The sequence below is a fragment of the Ruegeria spongiae genome (assembly GCF_023502395.1).
Lineage (GTDB): Bacteria > Pseudomonadota > Alphaproteobacteria > Rhodobacterales > Rhodobacteraceae > Ruegeria_C > Ruegeria_C spongiae.
Window position 1 is genome coordinate 23,686 of record NZ_JAMFMB010000006.1, and the last position, 23,670, is coordinate 47,355.

At 62.7% G+C, this 23,670-nt stretch carries 24 protein-coding genes; 5 read left to right on the forward strand and 19 right to left on the reverse strand.

What is annotated here, in order from left to right; translation table 11 throughout:
* Nucleotide 1: 1 nt before the first annotated feature.
* The 4 genes from M3P21_RS06425 to scpA all read right to left on the reverse strand — a co-directional run bounded on the left by M3P21_RS06425 (nucleotide 2) and on the right by scpA (nucleotide 4,097).
* Nucleotides 2-682: a molecular chaperone DjiA gene (locus M3P21_RS06425; protein WP_249707807.1), complete on the reverse strand. Its 681-nt coding sequence runs from the start codon at nucleotides 680-682 to the stop codon at nucleotides 2-4.
* 31 nt (nucleotides 683-713) lie between these two features.
* Nucleotides 714-1,217 carry a GNAT family N-acetyltransferase gene (locus M3P21_RS06430; protein WP_249707809.1) on the reverse strand — a complete coding sequence of 168 codons (504 nt, stop codon included), beginning with the start codon at nucleotides 1,215-1,217 and terminating at the stop codon, nucleotides 714-716.
* Nucleotides 1,214-1,822, reverse strand: coding sequence for a VOC family protein (locus tag M3P21_RS06435; protein WP_249707813.1), 609 nt, complete (start codon nucleotides 1,820-1,822; stop codon nucleotides 1,214-1,216). The genes M3P21_RS06430 and M3P21_RS06435 overlap by 4 nt, the downstream gene beginning before the upstream one ends.
* A gap of 148 nt (nucleotides 1,823-1,970) precedes the next feature.
* Nucleotides 1,971-4,097, reverse strand: coding sequence for a methylmalonyl-CoA mutase (gene scpA / locus M3P21_RS06440; protein ID WP_249707814.1), 2,127 nt, complete (start codon nucleotides 4,095-4,097; stop codon nucleotides 1,971-1,973).
* A 183-nt stretch (nucleotides 4,098-4,280) separates the two neighbouring features.
* Here scpA and M3P21_RS06445 point away from each other — a divergent pair, with 183 nt between their 5' ends.
* On the forward strand, nucleotides 4,281-4,727 hold the full coding sequence (locus M3P21_RS06445) for a DUF4174 domain-containing protein (protein WP_249707815.1): 447 nt from the start codon (nucleotides 4,281-4,283) through the stop codon (nucleotides 4,725-4,727).
* Nucleotides 4,728-4,784: 57 nt separating this feature from the next.
* Here M3P21_RS06445 and M3P21_RS06450 read toward each other — a convergent pair whose 3' ends face one another.
* From M3P21_RS06450 to M3P21_RS06475, 6 genes are all read right to left on the reverse strand, one after another.
* Entirely contained in the window at nucleotides 4,785-6,830 is a 2,046-nt protein-coding gene (locus M3P21_RS06450; RefSeq protein WP_249707817.1) for an acetyl-CoA carboxylase biotin carboxylase subunit, read from the reverse strand.
* A gap of 135 nt (nucleotides 6,831-6,965) precedes the next feature.
* Nucleotides 6,966-7,169: a hypothetical protein gene (locus tag M3P21_RS06455; RefSeq protein ID WP_249707819.1), complete on the reverse strand. Its 204-nt coding sequence runs from the start codon at nucleotides 7,167-7,169 to the stop codon at nucleotides 6,966-6,968.
* A 349-nt stretch (nucleotides 7,170-7,518) separates the two neighbouring features.
* Nucleotides 7,519-7,866, reverse strand: coding sequence for a hypothetical protein (locus M3P21_RS06460; protein WP_249707821.1), 348 nt, complete (start codon nucleotides 7,864-7,866; stop codon nucleotides 7,519-7,521).
* Nucleotides 7,867-7,935: 69 nt separating this feature from the next.
* Nucleotides 7,936-8,073, reverse strand: a complete 138-nt coding sequence (locus tag M3P21_RS06465) for a hypothetical protein (RefSeq protein ID WP_249707824.1) — start codon at nucleotides 8,071-8,073, stop codon at nucleotides 7,936-7,938.
* Between the two features lie 214 nt (nucleotides 8,074-8,287).
* Entirely contained in the window at nucleotides 8,288-8,710 is a 423-nt protein-coding gene (locus M3P21_RS06470; RefSeq protein WP_249707825.1) for a DUF6497 family protein, read from the reverse strand.
* Between the two features lie 74 nt (nucleotides 8,711-8,784).
* Entirely contained in the window at nucleotides 8,785-10,317 is a 1,533-nt protein-coding gene (locus M3P21_RS06475; RefSeq protein ID WP_249707828.1) for an acyl-CoA carboxylase subunit beta, read from the reverse strand.
* A gap of 181 nt (nucleotides 10,318-10,498) precedes the next feature.
* On the opposite strand from M3P21_RS06475, the gene M3P21_RS06480 reads away from it, so the two are divergent.
* Complete coding sequence (locus M3P21_RS06480; RefSeq protein WP_249708043.1) at nucleotides 10,499-11,713, forward strand: multidrug effflux MFS transporter; 1,215 nt, start codon at nucleotides 10,499-10,501, stop codon at nucleotides 11,711-11,713.
* 75 nt (nucleotides 11,714-11,788) lie between these two features.
* Nucleotides 11,789-13,192, forward strand: a complete 1,404-nt coding sequence (locus tag M3P21_RS06485; protein WP_249707830.1) for a helix-turn-helix domain-containing protein — start codon at nucleotides 11,789-11,791, stop codon at nucleotides 13,190-13,192.
* Nucleotides 13,193-13,232: 40 nt separating this feature from the next.
* Here M3P21_RS06485 and M3P21_RS06490 read toward each other — a convergent pair whose 3' ends face one another.
* The 7 genes from M3P21_RS06490 to M3P21_RS06520 all read right to left on the reverse strand — a co-directional run bounded on the left by M3P21_RS06490 (nucleotide 13,233) and on the right by M3P21_RS06520 (nucleotide 20,525).
* The gene (locus M3P21_RS06490) at nucleotides 13,233-13,472 is read right to left on the reverse strand and encodes an HP1242/YdcH family protein (RefSeq protein WP_249707833.1); all 240 of its coding nucleotides are present in this window, start codon (nucleotides 13,470-13,472) and stop codon (nucleotides 13,233-13,235) included.
* Nucleotides 13,473-13,584: 112 nt separating this feature from the next.
* The gene (betA, locus tag M3P21_RS06495; RefSeq protein ID WP_249707835.1) at nucleotides 13,585-15,243 is read right to left on the reverse strand and encodes a choline dehydrogenase; all 1,659 of its coding nucleotides are present in this window, start codon (nucleotides 15,241-15,243) and stop codon (nucleotides 13,585-13,587) included.
* Between the two features lie 90 nt (nucleotides 15,244-15,333).
* Nucleotides 15,334-16,791 carry a betaine-aldehyde dehydrogenase gene (gene betB / locus M3P21_RS06500; protein WP_249707837.1) on the reverse strand — a complete coding sequence of 486 codons (1,458 nt, stop codon included), beginning with the start codon at nucleotides 16,789-16,791 and terminating at the stop codon, nucleotides 15,334-15,336.
* Nucleotides 16,792-16,823: 32 nt separating this feature from the next.
* Nucleotides 16,824-18,332, reverse strand: a complete 1,509-nt coding sequence (gene betC, locus M3P21_RS06505) for a choline-sulfatase (protein WP_249707839.1) — start codon at nucleotides 18,330-18,332, stop codon at nucleotides 16,824-16,826.
* The gene (gene betI / locus M3P21_RS06510) at nucleotides 18,329-18,901 is read right to left on the reverse strand and encodes a choline-binding transcriptional repressor BetI (RefSeq protein ID WP_249707841.1); all 573 of its coding nucleotides are present in this window, start codon (nucleotides 18,899-18,901) and stop codon (nucleotides 18,329-18,331) included. Before betI ends, betC begins: the two co-directional genes overlap by 4 nt.
* 73 nt (nucleotides 18,902-18,974) lie before the next feature.
* Nucleotides 18,975-19,886: a DMT family transporter gene (locus M3P21_RS06515; RefSeq protein WP_249707843.1), complete on the reverse strand. Its 912-nt coding sequence runs from the start codon at nucleotides 19,884-19,886 to the stop codon at nucleotides 18,975-18,977.
* 39 nt (nucleotides 19,887-19,925) lie between these two features.
* Nucleotides 19,926-20,525 carry a LysE/ArgO family amino acid transporter gene (locus tag M3P21_RS06520; protein ID WP_249707845.1) on the reverse strand — a complete coding sequence of 200 codons (600 nt, stop codon included), beginning with the start codon at nucleotides 20,523-20,525 and terminating at the stop codon, nucleotides 19,926-19,928.
* Between the two features lie 86 nt (nucleotides 20,526-20,611).
* Between M3P21_RS06520 and M3P21_RS06525 the strand changes: the two genes are divergently transcribed.
* Complete coding sequence (locus M3P21_RS06525) at nucleotides 20,612-21,499, forward strand: LysR family transcriptional regulator ArgP (RefSeq protein WP_249707847.1); 888 nt, start codon at nucleotides 20,612-20,614, stop codon at nucleotides 21,497-21,499.
* Nucleotides 21,500-21,525: 26 nt separating this feature from the next.
* On the opposite strand, the gene M3P21_RS06530 is transcribed toward M3P21_RS06525, so the two are convergent.
* A complete protein-coding gene (locus M3P21_RS06530; RefSeq protein ID WP_249707853.1) occupies nucleotides 21,526-22,398 on the reverse strand; it encodes a helix-turn-helix domain-containing protein in 873 nt (290 codons plus the stop codon).
* Here M3P21_RS06530 and M3P21_RS06535 point away from each other — a divergent pair.
* Entirely contained in the window at nucleotides 22,392-22,829 is a 438-nt protein-coding gene (locus M3P21_RS06535; RefSeq protein WP_249707854.1) for a hypothetical protein, read from the forward strand. The two genes, M3P21_RS06530 and M3P21_RS06535, sit on opposite strands and share 7 nt — an antisense overlap.
* Nucleotides 22,830-22,899: 70 nt before the next feature.
* Here the strand turns inward: M3P21_RS06535 and M3P21_RS06540 are convergent, their stop codons facing one another.
* Nucleotides 22,900-23,640, reverse strand: a complete 741-nt coding sequence (locus tag M3P21_RS06540) for a YebC/PmpR family DNA-binding transcriptional regulator (protein ID WP_249707855.1) — start codon at nucleotides 23,638-23,640, stop codon at nucleotides 22,900-22,902.
* Between the last annotated feature and the right edge of the window lie 30 nt (nucleotides 23,641-23,670).

Consider the following 23,670-nt stretch of genomic DNA (forward strand, 5'->3'; position numbering starts at 1 on the left):
CTCAGGCAGCGGCCCGGTTGATCTCGTCCCAGGCGTGGTTGATGTCGATCATCCGTTTCTCGGCCAGTTTCACCGCCTCTTCCGGCACCCCGCGCGCCATCATGGCATCGGGGTGCGTGTCGCGCACCAATTGCCGCCAGACCTTGCGGATCTCGTCGCGTGGCATGTCCGGGGCCACGCCCAGAACCGTATAGGGGTCCTTGGGCGCATCCGGAACAAAGCGTGCCCGCAAGGCGCGGAACTGCTGTTCGGTCTGGCCGAATATGCCGCTGACCTCTTTGAGAAATTCGTTTTCGTTGGGATGATAGAACCCATCCGCCATTGCGATATGGAATAGCCCCTCCATCAGGTCACACAGCGTCGTCGAATCCTCTTCGAACATGCGTTTGATCTTGCGCGCGTAATCCTGATACCCGGCCACGTCGTTGCGGGCGAGGTCGAATACCCGCGCCGCACCCGCTTCGTCTTCGGGCGCGATCTGGAACACCTCGCGAAAGGCGGTGACCTCGTCGCGGGTCACCTGCCCGTCGGCCTTGGCCATCTTGGCACCAAGCGCTACCACCGCAATGGCAAAGGCAACCGACCGCTCGGGCGGCGTGCGCAAGCGCTCGAACACGTCCGACAGGCTTTCGCCTTTGGCAAGTGCGCTCAGCGCCTCGGAAATTCTGGTCCAAAGTGACATGGCAACAGCCTACCGTGGATTTCTGACACTGTCAGGTAAGGGTTTTCGCATCAGTCGCAAGAATTTTCTGCATCAGCACAAGATCGAGCCATTGATCCCATTTGCGCCCCACCTGCGGCATGCGCCCCACCGCGTCAAACCCGAGCGCCTTGTGAAACCCCACTGCGTCCGGATTGGCGCTGCTGATGCCGGCGATCAGCACATGAACGCCCTCGCCAACGGCGATGGCCTCGAGTCGGGTCATCAGCGCCCGCCCGGTGCCACACCCATGCGCGGCAGGCGCAAGCAGGATCGAGTGTTCCATACTGTGCCGATAGCCTGGCCCGTCCCGAAACGGTTTGTAACTGGCATATCCCAGCACCGCGCCCGCCTTTTCGGCCACCAGAAAGCGGGGCCCGCTTTGACGGATCTGTTCTGTCATTTGGGCGCAGTCACGCTCGTCGACCGTGAAAGTGATCAGTGATCCGCGCACCATCTCATTGATCAGCGCAGCGACCGCTGGTGCATCCTTTTCCACCGCCTGCCGAATGATCATTCCAGAACCCGCCGCCCCGAGGGCGTGTCAAAATCCGCAACCATGCCAACCGGACCGGTCTCGACCGCAATCCGATCATCCGGCAGCACGCGTCCCAGATCCGCACGCAAGTCATCCGCTTGCGGGTGGCGGATCGTCAGCCGTCGCAGCGTACACCCGGTCGGGGCGAAACTGCCCCCCGGCATCCGCCCCATCCACTGCAGAACAGACGGGAACATACCGCCAAAAGGCAGGATGCCATCCTTGGGCACCGTCATCTTCCAGCGCAGGTCACCGCGTTCCAACTGGACTATCCGTTGCGAGGGCATTGGCAGCAGCGCCAACTCATCCTCCAGGTCGTCGGAGCGGATGATCCAGTTCGCCAGCCGCGCGGGCCCGCTGAACCGGTCCAGATCCATCCAGCGCGGATGCTCCTGCGGCGCCACCCCCGGCTCAATGGCGATCGCCTCAAGATACAGCCCGCCCTCCAGCCCCATGAGCCGGTTATGGGTGCCATATTTGGCATGCTGCCCGCCGGGGCCAAGCGCGACGCCCAGCGACGCCTCAACGTGCTCCGCGGCCTCTTCGAGGGTAGTGCCCAAAACTGCCAGATGGTCCAAGCGCATACGCCATCCTCCTACGCATCAGGCTACATTTCCCAGACGCGCGCGCAATGCAAAAAGGGGCGCTGATCCGCCCCTTCATCTGATTGCAAATATCGCCGGAGGGATCGCGCAGCAGGCGCGAGGGAGGCAGTCAGCCCCCTGCCCTCTCTCAGTTCCGCGCGTCGGCGATCAGCTTCAGGATATCCTGCGCCGCCTCGGGAATGTTGGTGCCGGGACCAAAGATCGCCTTGACCCCGTGATCGTAGAGGAACTGGTAATCCTGCTGCGGGATCACCCCGCCGCAAATCACGATGATATCGTCGGCACCAGCCGTCTTCAGCGCCTCGACCAGTTGCGGCGCCAGTGTCTTGTGACCGGCGGCCTGGGACGAAATGCCGACCACATGGACGTCGTTGTCCACCGCGTCCTGTGCTGCCTCGTCGGGCGTCTGGAACAGCGGCCCGACATCCACGTCGAACCCGATATCGGCAAAGGCGGTGGCGATCACCTTGGCACCCCGGTCGTGACCGTCCTGGCCCATCTTGACCACCAGCATGCGGGGACGGCGGCCTTCGGCCTCGGCGAAATCCTCGATGGATTTCTGGATCGCGGCAAAGCCCTCGTCGCCCTCATAGGCCGCGCCATAGACGCCGGCGAGCGTTTTTACCTCGGCGCGGTGACGGCCGAATTCCTTTTCCATCGCCATGCTGATCTCTCCCACGGATGCACGCGCCCGCGCGGCTTCAACCGCCGCTGCAAGCAGATTTCCACCGTCCCGCGACACGCGGGTCAATTCGTCAAGCGCCGCCACACAGGCCGCATCGTCGCGGGTGGTGCGGATGCGTTCCAGCCGCGCGATCTGGGCGTCGCGCACGGCCATGTTGTCCACATCGAGAATGTCGATCGGGTCTTCCTGTTCCTTGCGGTATTTGTTGACCCCGACGATCACCTCTTCGCCGCGGTCGATCATCGCCTGACGACGCGCCGCTGATTCCTCGATCCGCAGCTTGGGCATGCCCGAGGCGACGGCTTTGGTCATGCCGCCCATCTCCTCGACCTCCTCCATCAGCGCCCAGGCCTTTTCGACCAGTTCGTTGGTGAGGCTTTCGACGTAATAAGAGCCCGCCAGCGGATCGACCACATCGGTCACGCCGGTTTCCTCTTGCAGAACCAACTGCGTGTTGCGCGCGATCCGGGCCGAGAAATCTGTGGGCAGGGCAATGGCCTCGTCCAACGCGTTGGTGTGCAGGCTTTGTGTGCCGCCCAGCACCGCGCTCATCGCCTCATAGGCGGTGCGGATCACGTTGTTATAGGGGTCCTGTTCCTGCAGCGACACGCCGGAGGTCTGGCAATGGGTCCGCAGCATTTTGGACCGCTCGGACTTCGCACCAAACTCGGTCATCACCCGATGCCAGAGCGTACGCGCGGCGCGCAGTTTGGCGATCTCCATGAAGAAGTTCATGCCGATGGCAAAGAAGAACGACAGCCGTCCGGCGAATTTGTCCACATCCATCCCGGCCTCGGTCGCGGCGCGCACGTATTCGCGCCCGTCGGCCAGCGTATAGGCCAGTTCCTGCACCAGGTTCGCGCCCGCCTCCTGCATGTGATAGCCCGAGATCGAGATCGAATTGAATTTCGGCATCTCGTTGGAGGTATATTCGATAATGTCCGAGATGATCCGCATCGAGGGTTCGGGCGGGTAGATATAGGTGTTGCGCACCATGAATTCTTTCAGAATGTCATTCTGAATGGTGCCCGCCAGCAGCGACTTGTCGTGCCCCTGCTCTTCGCCCGCAACGATGAAACTGGCCAGAATCGGAACAACCGCCCCGTTCATCGTCATCGAAACCGAAACCTTGTCCAACGGGATGCCGTCGAACAGGATCTTCATGTCCTCGACACTGTCGATAGCCACACCGGCCTTGCCGACATCGCCAACCACACGCGGGTGGTCGCTGTCATAGCCCCGATGCGTGGCCAGATCGAAAGCCACCGAAACGCCCTGCTGACCAGCGGCCAGGTTGCGGCGGTAGAATGCGTTGGATTCCTCGGCGGTCGAGAACCCGGCATATTGCCGGATCGTCCACGGACGGCCCGCATACATGGTGGCCTTCACGCCTCGGGTGAATGGCCCGAATCCGGGCAAGTTGCCCATATGGTCAAGTTCTGCGGTGTCTTCGGCGGTATAGAGCGGTTTGACCTCGATCCCCTCGAGCGTCTCGCGGTTCAGGTCATTCAGCGGGCGGCCGCGCAGTTCCTTTTCGGCCAGCGCCCGCCATTCTGCGGTCGTCGTCATCTCGGGGTCCTCTCGTCTTGTCGGAGAATGGCAAAGCAGGCTTTGCCGGATGTATCTTGAACTGTTGCGCGCATCGCGGGAGGGGCCGTGGGTCCCGCGAGGGGCAAGATTTTGGGGGAGGGGTGCAAATCGGCGGTCGCATTCCGCGTCCGCGCCTCTATATTCAATCCAAAGGGAGAGAGTATGAAACGCACGCTGGCGCTTGTTTTTGCAACACTAATTCCCTTCGCGGCCACCGCGACGGACGGCACCGAGCCGGAAGAGACCGGGCTGGTCCGCGCAGCGGAGGACAGCGATCTGAGCGAGTTTCTTTGGGCAAACCGCCCCATTGTTGTCTTTGCCGACACGCAAGCCGACCCTCGGTACCAGCAACAGGTCGACATGCTGACCCGCGAGGCCGCCATGCTGACGGATCGCGATGTGGTGGTGCTGACCGATACCGACCCCGCCAACCCGTCCGCGCTGCGCAAAAAACTGCGCCCACGTGGGTTCCAACTGGTCATCATCGGCAAGGATGGCGGCGTGCGCCTGCGCAAACCCTTTCCGTGGAGCGTGCGCGAAATCAGCCGGTCCATCGACAAGATGCCGCTGCGCCAGCGCGAGCTGCGCGAGCAGCGGGGGTTGAACTGACCCCGCTGGTGGTCTGATCTTGCACGTTGCACGCTCACGTTGCCCTTTGCACCTCGGTCACTCGAACTCGATGATCACGTCATCGACGGCAAGGCTGTCGCCCGCACCGGCGTTGATCTTGGCGACCACGCCCTTCTTTTCGGCGCGCAGGGTGTTTTCCATCTTCATCGCCTCAACGGTGCAGAGCGCCTGCCCCTCCTGCACTTCCTGACCCAGCTCGACATCGACCTTCACGATCAGACCGGGCATCGGGCAGAGCAGCATTTTCGAGGTATCGGGCGGCAGTTTCTCGGGCATCAGCTGCGCCAGTTCCGCCTGACGCGGGGTGCGCACATGCACTTTCATATCCGCGCCCCGGTTTCGGATACGGAACCCGCCCGAGACCTTGCCAACCTTCAGCACCAGCGGTTCGCCATCCACATCCAGCACCGCCAGTTGGTCGCCCGGCGTCCAGTCCGAGGCGACGCGATATTGGCCACCATCCGAGAATGTCACTGTCGATCCGTCGCGGTCAGCGGCGATGACCACATCATACCGCTGGCCCTGCAGGCTCACCGCCCAATCGGTACCGATCTTGCGCTCGTGATTGTCCATACGGCCCGACACGCGGGTCCGGCGAATCTCGGCAACCCGGTGCATGGCGGCGCAGGATGCCGCGATCCGGCGCAGATCACCTTCGGGCAGCGTGACGCCTTCGAATCCCTCGGGGTATTCCTCGGCGATGAAGGCTGTGGTCATGTCGCCCGAGACGAATTTCGGGTGGTCCATCACCGCGCTCAGGAACGGCAGGTTATGCCCGATACCCTCGACCTCGAAACTGTCCAGCGCCACGCGCATCGCCTCGATCGCCGCCTCGCGGGTCGGGGCCCAGGTGCAGAGCTTGGCGATCATCGGGTCGTAATACATGCTGATCTCGCCGCCCTCATAGACGCCGGTATCGTTGCGCACGGCCGCCTCGCCCTCAGGCGCCTCACCCTGCCATTTGTCATTGACCAGCAGCGGCCCCGAGGCGACCTCCTGCGGCGGGCGATACCGGGACAGCCGCCCGATCGAGGGCAGGAATCCGCGATAGGGGTCTTCGGCGTATAGCCGGTTCTCGATGGCCCAGCCGGTCAGGGTGACATCGTCCTGGGTGATGGACAGCGCCTCGCCATTGGCGACGCGGATCATCTGTTCCACCAGGTCGACGCCGGTGATCAGCTCGGTCACCGGGTGTTCCACCTGCAGGCGGGTGTTCATTTCCAGGAAGTAGAAATTCTTGTCACCATCGACGATGAATTCCACGGTCCCGGCGCTGGCATAGCCCACCGCTTGGGCCAGAGCGACAGCCTGTTCGCCCATCGCCTTGCGGGTCGCCTCGTCCAGAAACGGGCTGGGTGCTTCTTCGACCACTTTCTGGTTCCGGCGCTGAATCGAGCATTCGCGCTCGCCCAGATAGATGCCATTGCCATGGGTGTCGCAGAGCACCTGAATTTCGATATGGCGCGGCTGGGTGACGAATTTCTCGATGAAGATCCGATCATCCCCGAACGAACTTGCCGCCTCGTTCTTGGACGACTGGAAGCCCTCGCGCGCCTCGTCATCGTTCCACGCGATCCGCATGCCCTTGCCACCGCCACCCGCGCTGGCCTTGATCATCACCGGATAGCCGACCTCGTTGGAGATTTTCACGGCCTCTTCGGCATTCTCGATCAGCCCCATATAGCCGGGCACGGTCGAGACGTTGGCCTCTTGTGCGATCTTTTTCGAGGTGATCTTGTCGCCCATGCTTTCGATGGCGCCCACCGGCGGGCCGACAAAGGCGACGCCTTCGGCCTCGAGCGCCTCGGCGAATTTGGCGTTTTCCGACAGGAAGCCATAGCCCGGATGCACCGCCTGCGCGCCAGTGGCACGGATTGCCTCCATGACCTTGTCGATCACGATATAGGACTGGTTGGCGGGTGGCGGGCCGATATGCACCGCCTCGTCGGCCATTTTCACATGCAGCGCCTGCTTGTCGGCATCGGAATAGATGGCAACGGTCGCGATGCCCATCTTGCGGGCGGTCTTGATGACCCGGCAGGCGATCTCGCCCCGGTTGGCGATCAGGATCTTGTTGAACATGGGCAGTCCTTTGTCTTGTAATGTCGCAGACGCAAAACGCCGCCCCCGTCCTGTCGGACCGGAGCGGCGCATTGCACGAGTTCAGCCGGCCCGCCGAGGGGCCGCGTGTTCAGTGAGGTCAGGCCAAAAGCGCGATCAGCACTTGTGGGGGTTTTCCTTGCAATAGAGGACGTTGGCCCCGGCACCGACAGCGGCGCCCGCGACCACGTTGGTGTCGAGCACCGCGGCCCCCGCAGCACCGGCGGCACCGCCATAAAGCACCTGCTCGGTGGTGTTGTCGCCGCAGGCCGACAGACCTGCACAGGCCGCCAGTGCCAACACAATCTTGTTCGAATACATCCTGCTCTTCCTTCTTGTTCGTAGGATTTATGCCCGCTGTCATGCAGCCGCATCGCGGTCACGGGCAAGTCAATTCGGGTTGATGGAGATGCCTGCGCAATTCCCCGCCGAGCCGCGCGCGCTGCGCCGGGCGAAAAAAAGGCGGGCAGATTGAAGGGGGGAACATCAATCTGCCCGCACAGAGAAGGGGTACGGAATAGATGGTTTGCAGGTGACGCAGGCAATGCGTAGCCACCCACAGTTGAGACGTTGCCCGACAGTTCGCCGTAAACCAAGCGCTGCAAGCCGCAAGGCTCACTTTGAGCCACTTTCTGCCGATTTGCGCTCTTCACCTGCGGGTTCATGCCGATCAGCCCCCGAAAACGTCAGGAAATGAAGCCCGGGCGACGTTGACGTCAACGACAAGCAGCGCCTCGTAACTTGCGGGATCAAAAGGGTCTTCTGCGGGAATCACTTCGCGTCCGAACAGCCAGCTCAGCCGTCCGGCATCCAGATTGCCACGCTCGAAGGGCGCATCGCCAAATTGTTCCCAGAGCGCGGCAATGAAGCCTGCATCGGCGCGTTTATCCGCCGGTCTGCGGTCGCGATAGCGGTCGCGCACCACCAGAGGCGTCACGCCCTTGGGATTCGGCCTGCGAATGACGAACTGGAAATCGGTGCCGGGAAGACGGCCGGGAAAACCGCGATGTTTCAGCATGGCAATGCCCCCCGGATGGGATGCCATGGGTGGGCCGGGGCCAGCGCGGTGGCCAGCCCCGGACCGGTATTACTTGTACTTGCCTGTGAAGACCGGCTCGGTCGAGACCGGCTCAACCACAACGATCTCTTCTTCCTGCTGGCTGGCACATGCGGCGACGGTGCCGACGAAGGCGACCATGGTGACAAATTTGATGCACTTCGACATCTGCTTCTCCTGTGTGAAAACGCAGCCTCTGCAGCGGGTTGCCCCCCTGCCCACGTTGTCTCTTGTTGGTAATCCGCCCTATCGCGGATCGCGGCGACCATAGGCGAGCCTTCCGAAAATGCCCATGTGCAAAACCGCGCATGCGCAACAAAATGGGTCAGGACCTTACCTTGCCCGCCACCGAGGCCAAAAAACACAACATTTTGTGGGTGCATCAGTATTCCTCCCATATGCAGCGCGCGCCTTCCAGCCGATAGGTCTCGAAATACTGGGTTGCTTTTGGGTCGGACCGGCCGAATTCCACCGAACGGTCCGACAGCGAAATCACGATGCGCGCAGGGTCCAGTTCATGCTTGCCGACATAAGGAACCACCAGCTTGTTGCACAGGAATTCCATGTCGTCGATGGCCGCATCATACCCCACCTGCTCGGCGGTTTCGCCAATGGTCGGGGCCATGAAGCGGAACCGCAGCCAGAGCGCGCCGGGATTGGTGTCGAGCAGCACGTCCAGCAACTCTACCGGCTGGCCCGAGGGCACCGGTATCCGCGCATCCGCCAGCGCCGGGCCTGTCAGCAGGCATAGGGCCAGCCCCGCCCGAGCGGCCTGTATAATGTGATGTCTGGCGAAGCGGATCATCTTTGGGTGTGTCCCAGCGGTTGAACCGACCTGCGGGCCACCGCGTCGCAACGCAGAGGTCCGGCCCGATCAGCTTAAAGCGGAATATTGTCGTGTTTCTTCCAGTGCGTCCGGCTTTTCTTGCCACGCAGCGAGGCAAAGGCCCGCGCCACCCGCTTGCGGGTCGATTGCGGCATGATCACCTCGTCGATGAAGCCACGCTCTGCCGCCACGAAGGGATTGGCAAAACGGTCTTCGTAGTCGGCTGCATGCTGGGCGATCTTTTCGGGATCGTTCAGATCGGCGCGATGGATGATCTCGGTGGCGCCCTTGGCACCCATCACGGCCACTTCGGAGGACGGCCAGGCATAATTGAAATCGCCACGCAGGTGCTTGGAGGACATCACAACATAGGCCCCGCCATAGGCTTTACGGGTGATCACGGTCACTTTCGGCACCGTCGCTTCGCCATAGGCGAAGAGCAGTTTCGCGCCGTGTTTGATCACCCCGCCATATTCCTGCGTGGTGCCCGGCAGGAAGCCCGGCACATCAACAAAAGTCAGGATCGGAATCTCGAAACAATCACAGAACCGCACGAACCGTGCCGCCTTGCGCGAGCTGTCGATGTCCAGACATCCGGCCAGCACCATCGGCTGGTTGGCGACAACACCGACGGTCTGCCCTTCCAGTCGGATGAACCCGATGATGATGTTCTTGGCGAAATCTTCCTGAAGCTCATAGAAATCACCTTCGTCCGCGACCTTGGTGATCAGTTCTTTCATGTCATAGGGCGTATTGGGGTTTTCCGGCACCAAGGTGTCCAGCGAGGTCTCGATCCGGCCCGGTTCGTCGAAGAACGGGCGCACGGGCGGTTTCTCGCGGTTGTTGAGCGGCAGGAAATCCACCAGGCGGCGCACTTCGGCCAACGCCTCGACATCGTTCTCGAACGCAGCATCCGCGACCGAGGATTTCTTGGTATGGGTCGACGCCCCACCCAGTTCCTCGGCCGAGACCACCTCATTGGTGACGGTCTTGACCACATCGGGGCCGGTCACGAACATGTAAGAGCTGTCTTTGACCATGAAGATAAAGTCGGTCATCGCGGGCGAGTAAACCGCACCACCGGCACAGGGGCCCATGATGACGCTGATCTGCGGCACGACACCCGAAGCCTCGATGTTGCGCTGGAACACCTCGCCGTAACCGGCGAGCGAATCGACGCCCTCCTGGATGCGCGCGCCACCGGAATCATTGATCCCGATCACCGGCGCGCCGTTGGCCACGGCCATATCCATGATCTTGCAGATCTTCATCGCATGGGTGGCCGAGACCGAGCCGCCCAGCACGGTGAAGTCCTGGCTGAACACATAGACCTGACGGCCATTGATCGTGCCCCACCCAACCACAACACCGTCGCCCGCGGGCTTTTGCTTTTCCATCCCGAAATCGGTGCAGCGGTGGCTGACGAACATGTCGAACTCTTCGAAACTGCCCTCATCCAGAAGCAATTCGACCCGCTCGCGCGCGGTCAGCTTGCCGCGCCCGTGCTGCGCGTCGATGCGCTTTTGCCCGCCGCCCAGACGCGCCGCGTTCCGGCGGTTTTCAAGCTCGGAGAGAATATCTTTCATGGCCGGTGTCCCTTTCAAAATCGGGCGTTACATATAAGGGAATTGCGCGCGACCAAAGAGCTATTCGGCAAATTTGCAAATTTTTTGAAGTCGCGTTGGTGCGAAATGCAAAATTGCTAATTAACCTCTTTAGGGTCTTCCCGTGTGGACAGGCCGCGTGTCGGGGCATACATCCGATGAAATGACCCAGCTTCAGGATGAGACTTCGACGCGGCGCAGCCCGCCCAGAATCGGGACACTGATCCTGCTGGCGGGCCTGTCGGCCTTGGCGATGAACATCTTTCTGCCCAGCCTGCCCAACATGACGCTGCATTTCGAAACCGAGTACCGGCTGATGCAATTGTCCGTCGCGCTCTATCTGGCGGTCAACGCGTTGTTGCAGATCGTGATCGGGCCAATCGCCGACAAGGCCGGGCGGCGGCCGGTGATCCTGTGGGGGCTGGCGCTGTTCCTGCTGGCCACGCTGGCCTGCATCTATGCGCCCAGCGCCGAGGCCTTTCTGGTCGCGCGCATGTGTCAGGCGGTCGTCGTGGTGGCCATGGTGCTGAGCCGGGCAGCGGTGCGGGACATGTATGATCAGGATCAGGCGGCCTCGATGATCGGCTATGTCACCATGGGCATGGCGGTGGTGCCGATGATCGGCCCGGCGATTGGCGGGCTCCTGGACGAGATATTCGGCTGGCATGCCAATTTCTGGCTGCTCTTCGGGCTTGGTGCCATCACCCTTGCGCTCACCTACGTGGATTTTGGCGAAACCGCCCTGAAAAGCGGCAAGACGCTGATCGCGCAGTTCCGCGAATACCCCGAACTGCTGACCTCGCCCCGGTTCTGGGGGTATTCACTGGCCTCGGGGATGAGTTCGGGGGCTTTCTTTGCCTATCTGGGCGGCGCGCCTTTTGTCGGGACCGAGATCTACGGCATGTCGCCCTCGGTCATGGGCATCTATTTCGGCGCTCCGGCGCTGGGGTATTTCCTGGGGAATTTCCTGTCGGGGCGCTATTCGATGCGCTTCGGGGTGAACCGGATGGTATTCTGGGGCTGTCTGCTGAATGCGGCGGGCGTCGGGCTGTCGTTGCTGCTGACGCTCTCGGGGCTGGCATCTGCCCTGACATTCTTTGGCTTCATGACCTTTGTCGGCCTCGGCAATGGCATGGCGATCCCCAATGCCACCGCGGGCGCCTTGTCGGTGCGACCGCATCTGGCCGGAACCGCCTCGGGCCTGTCAGGCGCGATCATGCTGGGTGGCGGCGCGGCGCTGAGCGCGCTGGCGGGCATGCTGCTGGGCCCCGGCAGCACCGAGGCACCGTTGCTGGCGCTGATGCTGGGCACCGCAATTCTGGCGATCGGGTCGATCATGGTGGTGATCCGGCGCGAACGGCAGCTGGGATTGGGATGAACGGCACAGGGACAGCTTGCACCGGCGGGTTTGCAAATCTAACCTGACACCCAGCTAACTCTGCAAAGGCCGCCCATGCCCACCCAAAAGCTCTATGCCGGCGCCAAGCTGCGGGAAATCCGCAACCGGCTGGCCCTGACGCAAAAGGACTTCGCCACCAAGCTTGGCATTTCGCTGCCCTATCTCAACCAGATGGAGAACAACAACCGTCCGGTTTCGACCACGGTTGTGCTGGCGCTGGCGCAGGAGTTCGGGCTGGATGTGACCGAGTTGAGCAGTGGCGACAGCGAGCGGTTGGTCTCGGACATGCGCGAGGCGCTGGCTGATCCGCTGTTTGCCGACACCATGCCACCACCCGCCGATCTGCGGCTGACCGCCTCGAACGCGCCCGCGCTGGCCCGCGCCTTTATCGAGCTGCATCGCCACTATCGCCAGACCCATGAACGGCTGGCCTCGCTGGACGAGGCACTGGGTCGCGAGGATGCCCGGCTGCAGGCCAGCCCCTGGGAAGAGGTGCGCGATTTCTTTCACTACTGCGACAACTATATCGACGCGGTCGACCGCAGCGCCGAACGGTTCGCCGATCTGGGCAGTCGCGACAATGGCAGCATTACCGCCGCCGCCGAGGCGACGCTGGGCGCGCAGGGCATCACCGTCCGGAACGTCGATACCGACACCATACGCAGCTACGACCCCGAGGCGCGTTTGCTCGACATGTCCTCGCGCGTCGCGCCCGAGACCCGCCTGTTCCAATTGCTGCTGCAGGTGGCGCTGCTGACCCATGACAAGCTGCTGGAGGCGACGCTTGATTTCGCCCGCTTCCAGACCGAGGCGGCGCGCTCGATCGCAAAGATCGGGCTGGCCAACTATTTCGCCGGTGCCGCACTGATGCCCTATGGCCGCTTTCAGGAGGCCGCGCGCGCGACGCGCCACGATCTGGAATTGCTTGGGCACCGTTTCGGCGCTTCGATCGAACAGGTGGCGCACCGGCTGTCCACCCTTCAGCGTCCGGGGGCAAAGGGCATCCCGTTCTTCTTCGTGCGGGTCGATCAGGCGGGCACCATCACCAAGCGCCATTCGGCCACGCGGCTGCAATTTGCCCGATTCGGTGGCGCCTGCCCGCTGTGGAACGTGCATCGCGCTTTTGAAACGCCGGGCCATTTTCTACGCCAACTGGCCGAAACGCCCGACGGGGTGCGCTATATCTCACTGGCGCGGGATGTGTCGAAACCGGGCGGGTCCTTCGGTGCGCCGGTGCGCCGCTATGCCATCGCGTTGGGGTGCGAAATCCGCCACGCCGATGCGTTGGTCTATGCCGACAATCTCGACGTGACCAATGCCAGCGCTTATGAGCCGATCGGCATCTCCTGCCGCATCTGCGAACGTGCCACCTGCCATCAACGCTCGGTTCCGCCCCTGGAACGCAGGCTGACGATAGACCCAGACACCCGCGGCACCCTGCCCTATCTGGTGGACTGATCTGTCGGCGGCAGCCGTGCTGCCGCCAAGCCGTCGAGTGTCAGGCTTTAGCCAGAATCCCCCAGATTTCATCCTTGAGCGCGGCCCGTTTCTTGCGGAGATCGACTTCTGCCAACTCCTCCATGGGTTCGACATTTGTTTCGGCGCGATGCACCGCGCGGTTGACCTCATGATAGGCATCCGAGAGCCGCGCGAAATGCGCGTCGCTCTGCTTGAGCTGGCTCATCAGGTCCGCTTTGTCGGGGAATTCTTCGGCCAGTTCATGCGGGGTGTGGGACATATGTGTGCTCCTGAAATTGATCTGCGGGTCACCGTAACGCCGCGCCCGCAGGCGCGGCCTTGATACGGATCAAGCTGTGCATGGCCAAGCCGGATTTCAACATCTTAGCGGGTCACCGCTGCGCGACCTCCCAATCCGGGTGCACCCATGGCTGCGCGTTGGAGCGTTGCAACGGGTCACGTCCCAACAGATGGTCCGAAACTTTCTCGCCCACCATGATCGACGGCGCATTCAGATTGCCATTGGTGATCTGCGGAAAGATCGAGCTGTCGGCAACCCGCAGCCCCTCCACCCCGATCACCCGCGCCTGCGGATCGACCACCGCGTTCGGATCGTCGGCCCGGCCCATCCGGCAAGTGCCGCAGGGGTGATAGGCGCTTTCGGCATGTTCGGCGATGAACCCGTTCAGCTCTTCGTCACTTTGCAGGTCGGCACCCGGCTGGATCTCCTTTCCGGCAAAAGGCTTGAACGCCTCTTGCCCGATGATCTCGCGGGTCAGCCGCAGACAGGCGCGGAAATCCTTCCAGTCGCGTTCGGTCGACATGTAGTTGAACCGGATCATCGGCGCCTCAGCCGGATCGGACGAGCGCAGGGTCACCATCCCGCGCGAGGGCGAGCGCATCGGGCCGACATGGGCCTGAAAACCATGGCCCTCGGCCGCCGCCTGCCCGTCATAACGCACCGCCATGGGCAGGAAGTGATACTGGATATCCGGGTAAGGCACACCTGCACGCGAGCGGATGAAGGCCGCGCTTTCGAACTGGTTCGAGGCCCCCAACCCCGTCTTGGTGAACAACCACTGCGCGCCGATCACCGCCTTGCTGATAAGGTTCCAGTGCCGATAGAGCGTGATCGGCTGCAGCGAGGCAATCTGGAAATAGACCTCCAGATGGTCCTGCAGGTTGGCACCAACGCCGGGTCGGTCGGCGATCACATCGACGCCGTGCTCGGCCAGATGCGAAGCCGCGCCGATGCCCGACAGCATCAGCAGCTTGGGCGAGTTGATCGACGAGGCCGCCAGCACCACCTCGCGCCGCGCCCGGATCACCTGTGTGCTGGAGCCACGCTTGATCTCGACACCGACAGCGCGGCCCTCCTCGATCACGATGCGCTGTGCCAGCCCGTTGACCAGATCGCAATTGGGCCGCTTCAACGCGGGCCGCAGATAGGCATTTGCCGCCGACCAGCGCCGTCCGCGCCAGACGGTCTGCTCCATCGGGCCAAAGCCCTCCTGCTTCTCGCCATTATAGTCGCCGGTGGTCTCATACCCGGCCTGCCGCCCGGCATCGACAAACGCATGATAAAGCGGATTGCGCCGCGGCCCCCGGCTGACATGCAACGGGCCATCCTCGCCGCGCCATTCACGGTCGCCGCCATGACCGCCATCATGCCAATGCTCCATCCGCTTGTAATAGGGCAGCACATCCGCATAGGCCCAGCCATCGGCTCCCATCTCGGCCCAGGTGTCGAAATCCATCGCATGGCCACGCACATAGACCATGCCGTTGATCGACGAAGACCCGCCGATCACCTTGCCGCGCGGCACCACAAGACGGCGGTTGTTCAGATGCGGCTCAGGCTCGGAGTTGTACCCCCAGTCATAGCGCGACATGTTCATCGGGTAGCTCAATGCAGCAGGCATCTGGATGAACGGGCCGATATCGCTGCCCCCATGTTCGATCACCAGCACCGAGGCTCCGGCCTCACTCAACCGATAGGCCATCGCACAACCGGCGCTGCCCGCGCCGACGATCACAAAATCCGCTTCCATTTCCACCTCCACCCGGCCTGACCGGGCACGTCACATCTGTCATTGTCAAAACAAGAGCGCGCGGAAGCGCTCAATTTGGAAACGCCCCGCTCAGAACGGGGCCTCCAGATCGCCCATGCGCACATAGACGGATTTCAGCTGGCTATAGTGCTCGATCGCCTGTTTCGCGTTCTCGCGCCCCACGCCCGACAGCTTCGCGCCGCCAAAGGGCACCTCCACCGGCGCATCATTGTAGGAGTTGATGAAACAGGTCCCCGCCTCGAACCCCGCCGCCACGCGATGCGCGCGGGTCAGATCGCTCGTAAAGACCCCCGCTGCCAGGCCGAATTCGGTCGCATTGGCTCGCGCCATCACCTCGTCCTCGCTGTCGAAATCAAGTACCGCCATCACCGGCCCAAAGATCTCTTCGCGGGCGATGGTCATATCATCGGTGACATCCGCAAAGACCGTTGGCTGCAGGAAGAAGCCCCCGCGATCCAACCGCGCGCCACCGGTGACCAGCCGCGCGCCTTCCTCAATGCCTTTGGTGATATAGGATTGCACGATCTCCATCTGGCGCTCGCTGACCATCGGCCCAAAGCTGGTGGCCGGGTCCATCGGATCGCCAATCACCGCTTGCTCCAACCGTTCACTCAGGCGGGTCAGGAAGGCCTCCTTGATGCCTTTGTGCACAAAGACCCGCGTCCCGTTGGAACAAACCTGCCCCGATGAATAGAAATTGCCCAGGATCGCGCCGCTGACCGCATTCTCCAGATCAGCATCGTCGAAGATCAGCAAAGGCGATTTGCCGCCCAGTTCCATCGTGACATGTTTGATCCCCTCGGCCGCCGCCGCGTACACCTTGCGCCCGGTGGGCACCGAGCCGGTCAGCGAGACCTTGTCAACGCGCGGGTCAGACACCAGCGCCCCGCCAACCTCGCCCATACCCTGTACCACGTTGTAGAGCCCGGCGGGCAGACCCGCCTCATGCAGGATCTCGGCCACTTTCAACGCACAAAGCGGCGTGGTTTCCGACGGTTTGAAGATCATCGCGTTGCCGCAGGCCAATGCGGGCGCGCCTTTCCAGCAGGCGATCTGGGTGGGATAGTTCCACGCCCCGATCCCCACACAGAGCCCCAGCGCCTCGCGCCGCGTATAGGCCCAGTCTTCGCCCAGTTGGATATGCTCGCCGGTCAGCGTTGCGGCCAGCCCGCCGAAATACTCCAGCGCATCCGCCCCGCTGGCGGCATCCGCCACCGAGGTTTCCTGATAGGGTTTGCCGGTGTCATGGGTTTCCAGCACGCTCAGGTCATGATTGCGCGCGCGCATCATATCCGCCGCCCTGCGCAGGATACGGCCCCGCTCGGTCCCCGGCAGCGCCGCCCAGGCGCGCTGCGCCGCGCGCGCCGAGGTGATCACCTGCTCGACAATCGCGGGCGTTGCAGCATGCACCGTGGCGATCACCGCGCCGGTGGCGGGATAGATCACCTTGATCGGGGTGCCGGAGGTGTCTTCGACATAGGCGCCATTGATGAAATGGCTGGCCTTTGGTTGGGTTGGGTAGTTCATGTTGTATTGCCGTTCGATAAAGGAGCGAAAGGTCATTCGCCTCGGGGAAAGCGCGCGCTTTCCTCGACGGTGTTCAGGTCCATGTGATTGCGCATGTAACGTTCCGAGGCCTTTTGCAGCGGCTGGTAATCCCAAGGGTAATAGCCACCCTGCCGCAACGCCTCATAAACCACCCAGCGGCACGCCTGACTGGCGCGCACATCGCCATCATAGGCGTCCAGATCCCAGCGCGCCTCGGATTGTGAGCGCAGGCGCTGCAGAACCTCCTGATGGGTCGGATCACCGGCAAGGTTGGTCAACTCGTGCGGGTCGTTCTGCAGATCGAACAACTGATCGGGGTCCAGCGCACACCGGTTGAATTTCCACTGTCCCTGCCGCAGGGACACCAGCGGCGCGTAAGAGGCCTCGGCGGCGTATTCGATCATCACCGGCGCGTCGCGTTCGATCCCGTTAGCCAATGGCACGAGGCTTTCACCATCGGTCCAGGGCGCGATCTCAGCCATATCGACACCGGCCAGCGCGCCCAGCGTGGGCGTCACGTCGATGGTCGAAACCGGCGTGTCGATCCGCCCGACAGGCATGTCAGGCGCCGAGATCATCAGGGGCACCCGCGCCGAGCCCTCATAGAAGGTCATCTTGAACCACAGACCCCGCTCGCCCAGCATGTCACCATGGTCCGAAACGAAGAGGATGGTGGCCTCTTGTCGGGTGGCTTCCAGCACGTGCAATATCTCGCCGATCTTGTCGTCCAGATACGAGATATTGGCGAAATAGGCCTGCCGTGACCTGCGGATATCCTCATCGGTGATGTCGAAGCTGCGCCAGTCATTGGCATCGAAAATGCGCTGCGAATGCGGATCCTGATTGTCATAGCCAAGGTCCGAAACCTGCGGGGTCAGATGTGCGCAATCCTCGTAGAGGTCCCAGTATTTCCGCCGTGCCACATAAGGATCATGCGGATGGGTAAAGCTGACGGTCAGGCACCAGGGGCGCACGTCCTTGCCGCGCGCCAGATCATAGAGCTTGGCGGTGGCGTTGTATGCGACCTCGTCATCATATTCCATCTGGTTCGAGATTTCGGCCACGCCCGCGCCGGTCACCGAGCCCATGTTGTGATACCACCAGTCGATCCGCTCGCCCGGTTTGCGATAGTCCGGCGTCCAGCCGAAATCGGCGGGGTAGATATCGGTGGTCAGGCGATCCTCGAACCCGTGCATCTGATCGGGGCCGACAAAGTGCATCTTGCCGCTGAGGCAGGTGTAATAGCCCGCCCGGCGCAGGTGATGGGCATAGGTCGGGATATCGCTGCGGAACTCGGCGGCGTTGTCATAAACCCCGGTGCGCGAGGGCAATTGCCCCGACATGAAGGCCGCCCGCCCCGGCGCGCAGAGCGGCGAACCGGTATAGGCATTGGCAAACCGGGTCGAGCGCGCGGCCAGCTTCTTGAGGTTCGGCGCGTGCAGCCAGTCTGCGGGGCCGTCGGGGAACAGGGTTCCGTTAAGCTGGTCTACCATCAGGATCAGAATGTTGGGCCGAGTCATGAACGCCTCCCTGTTAGTGTTTCAAGAATTGTGGTTGCCTGTCGCACGGCCAGATCGGGTCGTTCCGGAGCGCCCAGTGCGGCCCGGATGTAAAGACCATCAATCAGCGCGATCAGCGTTTCGGCAACATCGACAGGATCGTCGACCCGCCCTTTCAGCGCATGCACCAGGTTGGAACGGATACGGCCCTGATAGATCTGCCAGAGGCGCAGCGCGTCGTCATTGGTTTGGGCCATGACATAGAAGGTCATCCAGGCCGCGATCACATCCGGGGTGAAGCAGGACGGCGCGAAACAGGCGCGGATCACAGCCCTGGCGCGGTCCTGGGGCGCGGCGGCCTTCAGTTCGGCCCGTGCCTCGGCCCCGAAATCCGCCAGAATGCGGCGCATCGCCGCCAGAAATATCTGGTCCTTGCCGCCGAAATAGTGATGCGCCAGCGCGCTTGACATGCCGGCCCGCTTGGCGATCTGGCTGACGGTCACATCAAGCGAGCGCGACTGACCAAGCTCGGCAATGGTCGCCCGCACGATCGCCTCGCGCCGGATCGGTTCCATTCCCAGTTTCGGCATCCTCACTCCCCTTCCGTCAGGTTAGGGAAAACAGCTAGGATGTTTTTATTGACCCGTCAATCAATAACCCACGCTATAGCTTCGGCGCGATGTTGACCGGGGTAATCTGTCGCCGGTTCAGTGCCGCTTCGCGCCACGAGATGAAGCTGACCGAGGCCAGGATCAGCGTCCCGCCCGCGACCACCCACGGGTCCACCCCCTCGTCAAAGGCCAGCGCGCCCAGCGCGACCGACCAGACCAGTTGCAGGAAGGTGGCAGGTTGCGTCACCGCAACCGGGGCAGCCTGAAGCGCGCGGGTCATGCCGTAATGTCCTGCGGTCGCCAGCGCGGCGATCAGAAAGACCAGGCCCAGATCTGACGGGCTGAAGGGTTGCCAGACCGCGACGGCAAACGGCGCCAGAAACAGCGTCACCCAAAGCGACATCTGCGCCAGAACCAGCGCCGGGCGCACCTCGTCCACAGTGACCTTGGCCAGCAGATAGGACCCGCCCAGCATCAGCGTCGTGCCCAGCATCGCCAGATGGCCCGGCGACACGTCGCGAAAGCCGGGTCGCAGGATGATCAACGCCCCGAACAGCGCGATGACAATCGCAGAGATCCGACGTGCGGCCAGTTTCTCACCCAGCAGGAACACCGCCCCCAGCGTGACATAGATCGGCGTCAGGTAATTCATCGCAGTCACCTCGGCCAGAGGGATCTGCGTCATCGCATAAAACCACAGCATCACCGCAACCGAATGCATCGCGCCCCTGATACCAAAGAGCGACCACTGGCGCGGCGTAAACCGCGTGGTGATCAGCGGACGGATCACCGGAAGGACAAAGACCAGCCCCAGCAGGTAACGCAGAAAGGCCAGCTGGACCGGGTGCATGGTGCCACCCATCACCTTGACCAGCGCGGTCATCAGCACAAAACACAGACCCGCCGCAAGCATCCAGAGGATACCGGCAAGCGGGCGCTGCTGTTTGGAATCAGGCGTGGACATGAGGCCGTTCAACACCCAATCGCGCGATGGGACAACCCTTCACATGATAATGAGTTTCGCGGCGATGGCCCACATGATCACGCCTATCAGCACATCCAGCACCTGCCAGGCGCGCGGGCGGGCAAAAAGCGGCGCCAAAAGCCGCGCGCCATAGCCTAGCGAAAAGAAAAAGACGAAGCTTGCGCTCACCGCCCCCAGACCAAAGCTCAGCCGGTCTGGATACTGCGCCGAAACCGACCCGATCAGCACCACGGTATCCAGATAGACATGCGGGTTGAGCCAGGTGAGCGCCAGCAGCGTTGCCAATGTCGCCCCCAATCCGGCCCCCGCGCCGTTCCGGGTCTGCAACGCTTCGCCGCCGCGCCAGGCGGCCTGAAAACTGCGCGCGCCATAGGCGATCAGAAACGCCGCCCCGCCATAGCGCATGAGCGGCTCGAACCACGGCACCGCCGTGGCCAGCGCCCCGAACCCGGCCACCCCCGCCGTGATCAGCAGCGCATCCGAGATGGCGCAGGTCAGGCAGACCGCCAGAACATGCGCGTGCCGCAGACCCTGACGCAGAACAAACGCATTCTGCGCCCCGATCGCAAGGATCAGGCTGAAGCCCAGAAAGAAGCCCGGAATGAATGATGCCACCATGTGCCCTCCGTCTTGAACATGGTTTGACTAACCGGGCAGGCGCCAGCTATCAAATTAAAGATACTGGCCCTGAATAAGTTCTTCTAATGCAATTCGACCCCAACCACTTGCGCGCCCTCGCCGCGATTCTGCGGCTGGGCAGCTTCGAGGCCGCCGCCGCCGAGCTGGCGGTGACGCAATCGGCCATCTCGCAGCGCATCCGGGCGCTTGAGGAACGGGTGGGCACGGCACTGATCGAACGTGGCGCGCCGTGTACCGGCACCCAGGCCGGTCTGCGGATCGCCAAACATGCCGAGGATGTCGGCCTGCTGGAGGCACAGTTGAGCCGGGACCTGTCGCTGGAGGTATCCGACGGCCCCACCCGCCTGCGCGTTGCCGTGAATGCCGACAGCCTCGCCACATGGTTCATCGACGCGATGGCACGGGTCGAAGGCGTGCTGTTTGATCTGGTGATCGACGATGAGGGCCACTCGGCCGACTGGCTGCGGCGCGGCGCGGTCAGCGCGGCGATCGGGTCCGGCACGCGGCCGGTGCCCGGCTGCAACGTGACCCCGCTCGGGTCTCTGCGCTATCTCGCCACCGCCAGCCCGGCCTATTGCAAGCAATGGTTCGGGGATGGCGTGACGGCGCAATCCCTGTCCGCCGCGCCGTGCATGACCTTCAACCGCAAGGACGAGCTGCAGCGAAAATGGATCGAACAGGTCACCGGCCACCGGGTTGTCCCGCCCAGTCATTTCCTGCCCTCGACCCACGCCTTCGTCGATGCCGCCTGCGCCGGGCTGGGCTGGGGCATGAACCCCGAGCCGCTGGTGCGGAGCCTGATCCGCGACGGCCTGGTTGTCGATTTGCTGCCGGATCAGCCGCTCGACGTTGCGCTCAGTTGGCAGGTCAGTCGGGTGATGGCCCCGGCGCTCAGCCCCCTCACCCGTGCCGTGAAACAGGCGGCAACGGCGGGGTTGGTCAGAGACCGTTGATCGCTGCATTCTGGTCCAGGCGCACCCTACCCGCCGTTTTGAGCCAGCGCGCACAGGACAGCGCCGCTCTCGGGGTCGGCGGGGAAATAAAGCTCCACTTTCAGGTCGTCCAGCAGCAGATCCTCGGGCGTGCCAAACTGGGCGATTGTGGCAAACAACACCAGACGCATTTTCCCGGCGCGCAGAATTGTGGGCACCACTGGCGCCAGTGACCGGTCCGAGGGTGGTGGCACCTGCGCCAGATGCTCCGCCACCGCGTCCAGTCGCGCCACACCGCCCTGCGCTGCGCTTTCGATCCGCAAGCGTCGCGCGGCGTGATGGGCGACAGCGGGCCAGTTCTCGATGTGACCCGGCAGATGATCCGACATCAGCAGGTCAAGCATGCTGCCACCCTCAGTCAGACCCAGCGGACCGTAGAGCAGGCGCGCGGGCGCATTCATGCGCAAAACCGACCAGAGCCTGTCCACCGCCAGCCCCGGATAAGGCGCATGGGTATCCAGCATATGGGCGACCGCGTCGCGGATCGGCGCCATCTCGTCGGCCTCCCAACGGCGCTGCGGATAGCGTGGCGCAAAGCCCGCAGTGAGCAGCATTTGGTTGCGTGCATCCAGCGGCATCTGCAGGGCGTCCCCCAGACGCCCGATCATTTCGCGGCTGGGACGGGCACGGCCGGTCTCCAGAAACGAGATATGGCGCGAGGACACTTCGGCCTCGACCGCCAGTTGCAATTGCGACATCCGGCGCGCGGCGCGCCATGTCTTCAGGGTGCTGGGAAACTCGGTCATGGGCGCAGCATAGCGCGCGCCGAGAACCGCGTCAGTTACCTTGCAGGTAATTGCCTCGATGACCTCACCCGGCACATTCTGCCGCCATATCCAAAAGGAGGAAAGAAATGTCACATAAGTTCCACAAGTTCTGGCTGAAGGTCGTTGCGGTGATCGTGGCCAGTTTCGCACCGATCTTTTTCCTTGGCGCGATCGAGGCCACCACCGGCCCGGCCCGCATCACCATGGACCTGCTGGGCTGGCCGCTGGATGGCAGCGCCACGTTCACTGCACCTGACACACGGTTTCTGTCTGCGCTTACGGGCGGTTTCCTGCTGGGCTGGGGTGTGATGATCTGGAACCTGTCCGAGCGGGTCTATGACTTCGCCCCAGAGGCGGTCCGCAAGAGCGTGATCTACGGCCTGCTGGCCTGGTTCGTTCTGGACAGCGCGGGATCGGCCGCCTCGGGCAACGCCTCAAACGTGGTGTTCAACGCGATCATTCTGCTGATCGGTGTCGGGCCGCTGTGGCGTCCGGCGCAGGACCGTCCGGCACTGGCCGGATAAGGCCCGGCATGATTGCGCAACAAAAAAGCCCGGAGCGATGCTCCGGGCTGTCCCTGTATTCAGAGCGCAATCAGAGCTGCGCCATGACCTCGTCATCGGCTTCGAAATTGGTGGTGACCCGCTGGATATCGTCATCATCTTCCAGCGCATCGACCAGCCGCATCAGCTTTTGCATGCCGTCCAGATCCAGCTCGGTGGTCGTGTTCGGCTTCCACACCAGTTTGGTGGATTCGGATTCGCCCAGCGCCGCTTCCAGCGCGTTCGACACCTCGTTCAGATCGGTATCGGCGCAATAGATGATGTGGCCGTCTTCCGAGCTTTCCACATCCTCGGCACCGGCCTCGATCGCGGCCTCGAAGATCGTATCGGCGTCACCCGCTTCGGCGGTGTACATCACCTCGCCCTTGCGTTCGAACATGAACCCGACCGAGCCGGTCTCGCCCAGATTGCCGCCATTCTTGGAAAAGGTCGAGCGCACGGTCGATGCGGTACGGTTGCGGTTGTCGGTCATCGCCTCGACAATCACCGCCACCCCGTTGGGGCCATAGCCCTCATAGCGGATCTCTTCGTATTCGTCGCCCTCGCCGGCCTGAGATTTCTTGATCGCACGGTCGATCACGTCCTTGGGGACCGAGTTCGACTTGGCTTCTTTCACCGCCAGACGCAGGCGCGGGTTCTTGTCGGGGTCGGGATCGCCCATCTTGGCGGCAACAGTGATTTCCTTGCTGAGCTTGGAAAACAACTTGGACCGCACGGCGTCCTGACGCCCTTTGCGGTGCTGAATATTTGCCCATTTGGAATGGCCGGCCATATCGTCCTCGTTGCTCGGTGTTCTGATTGG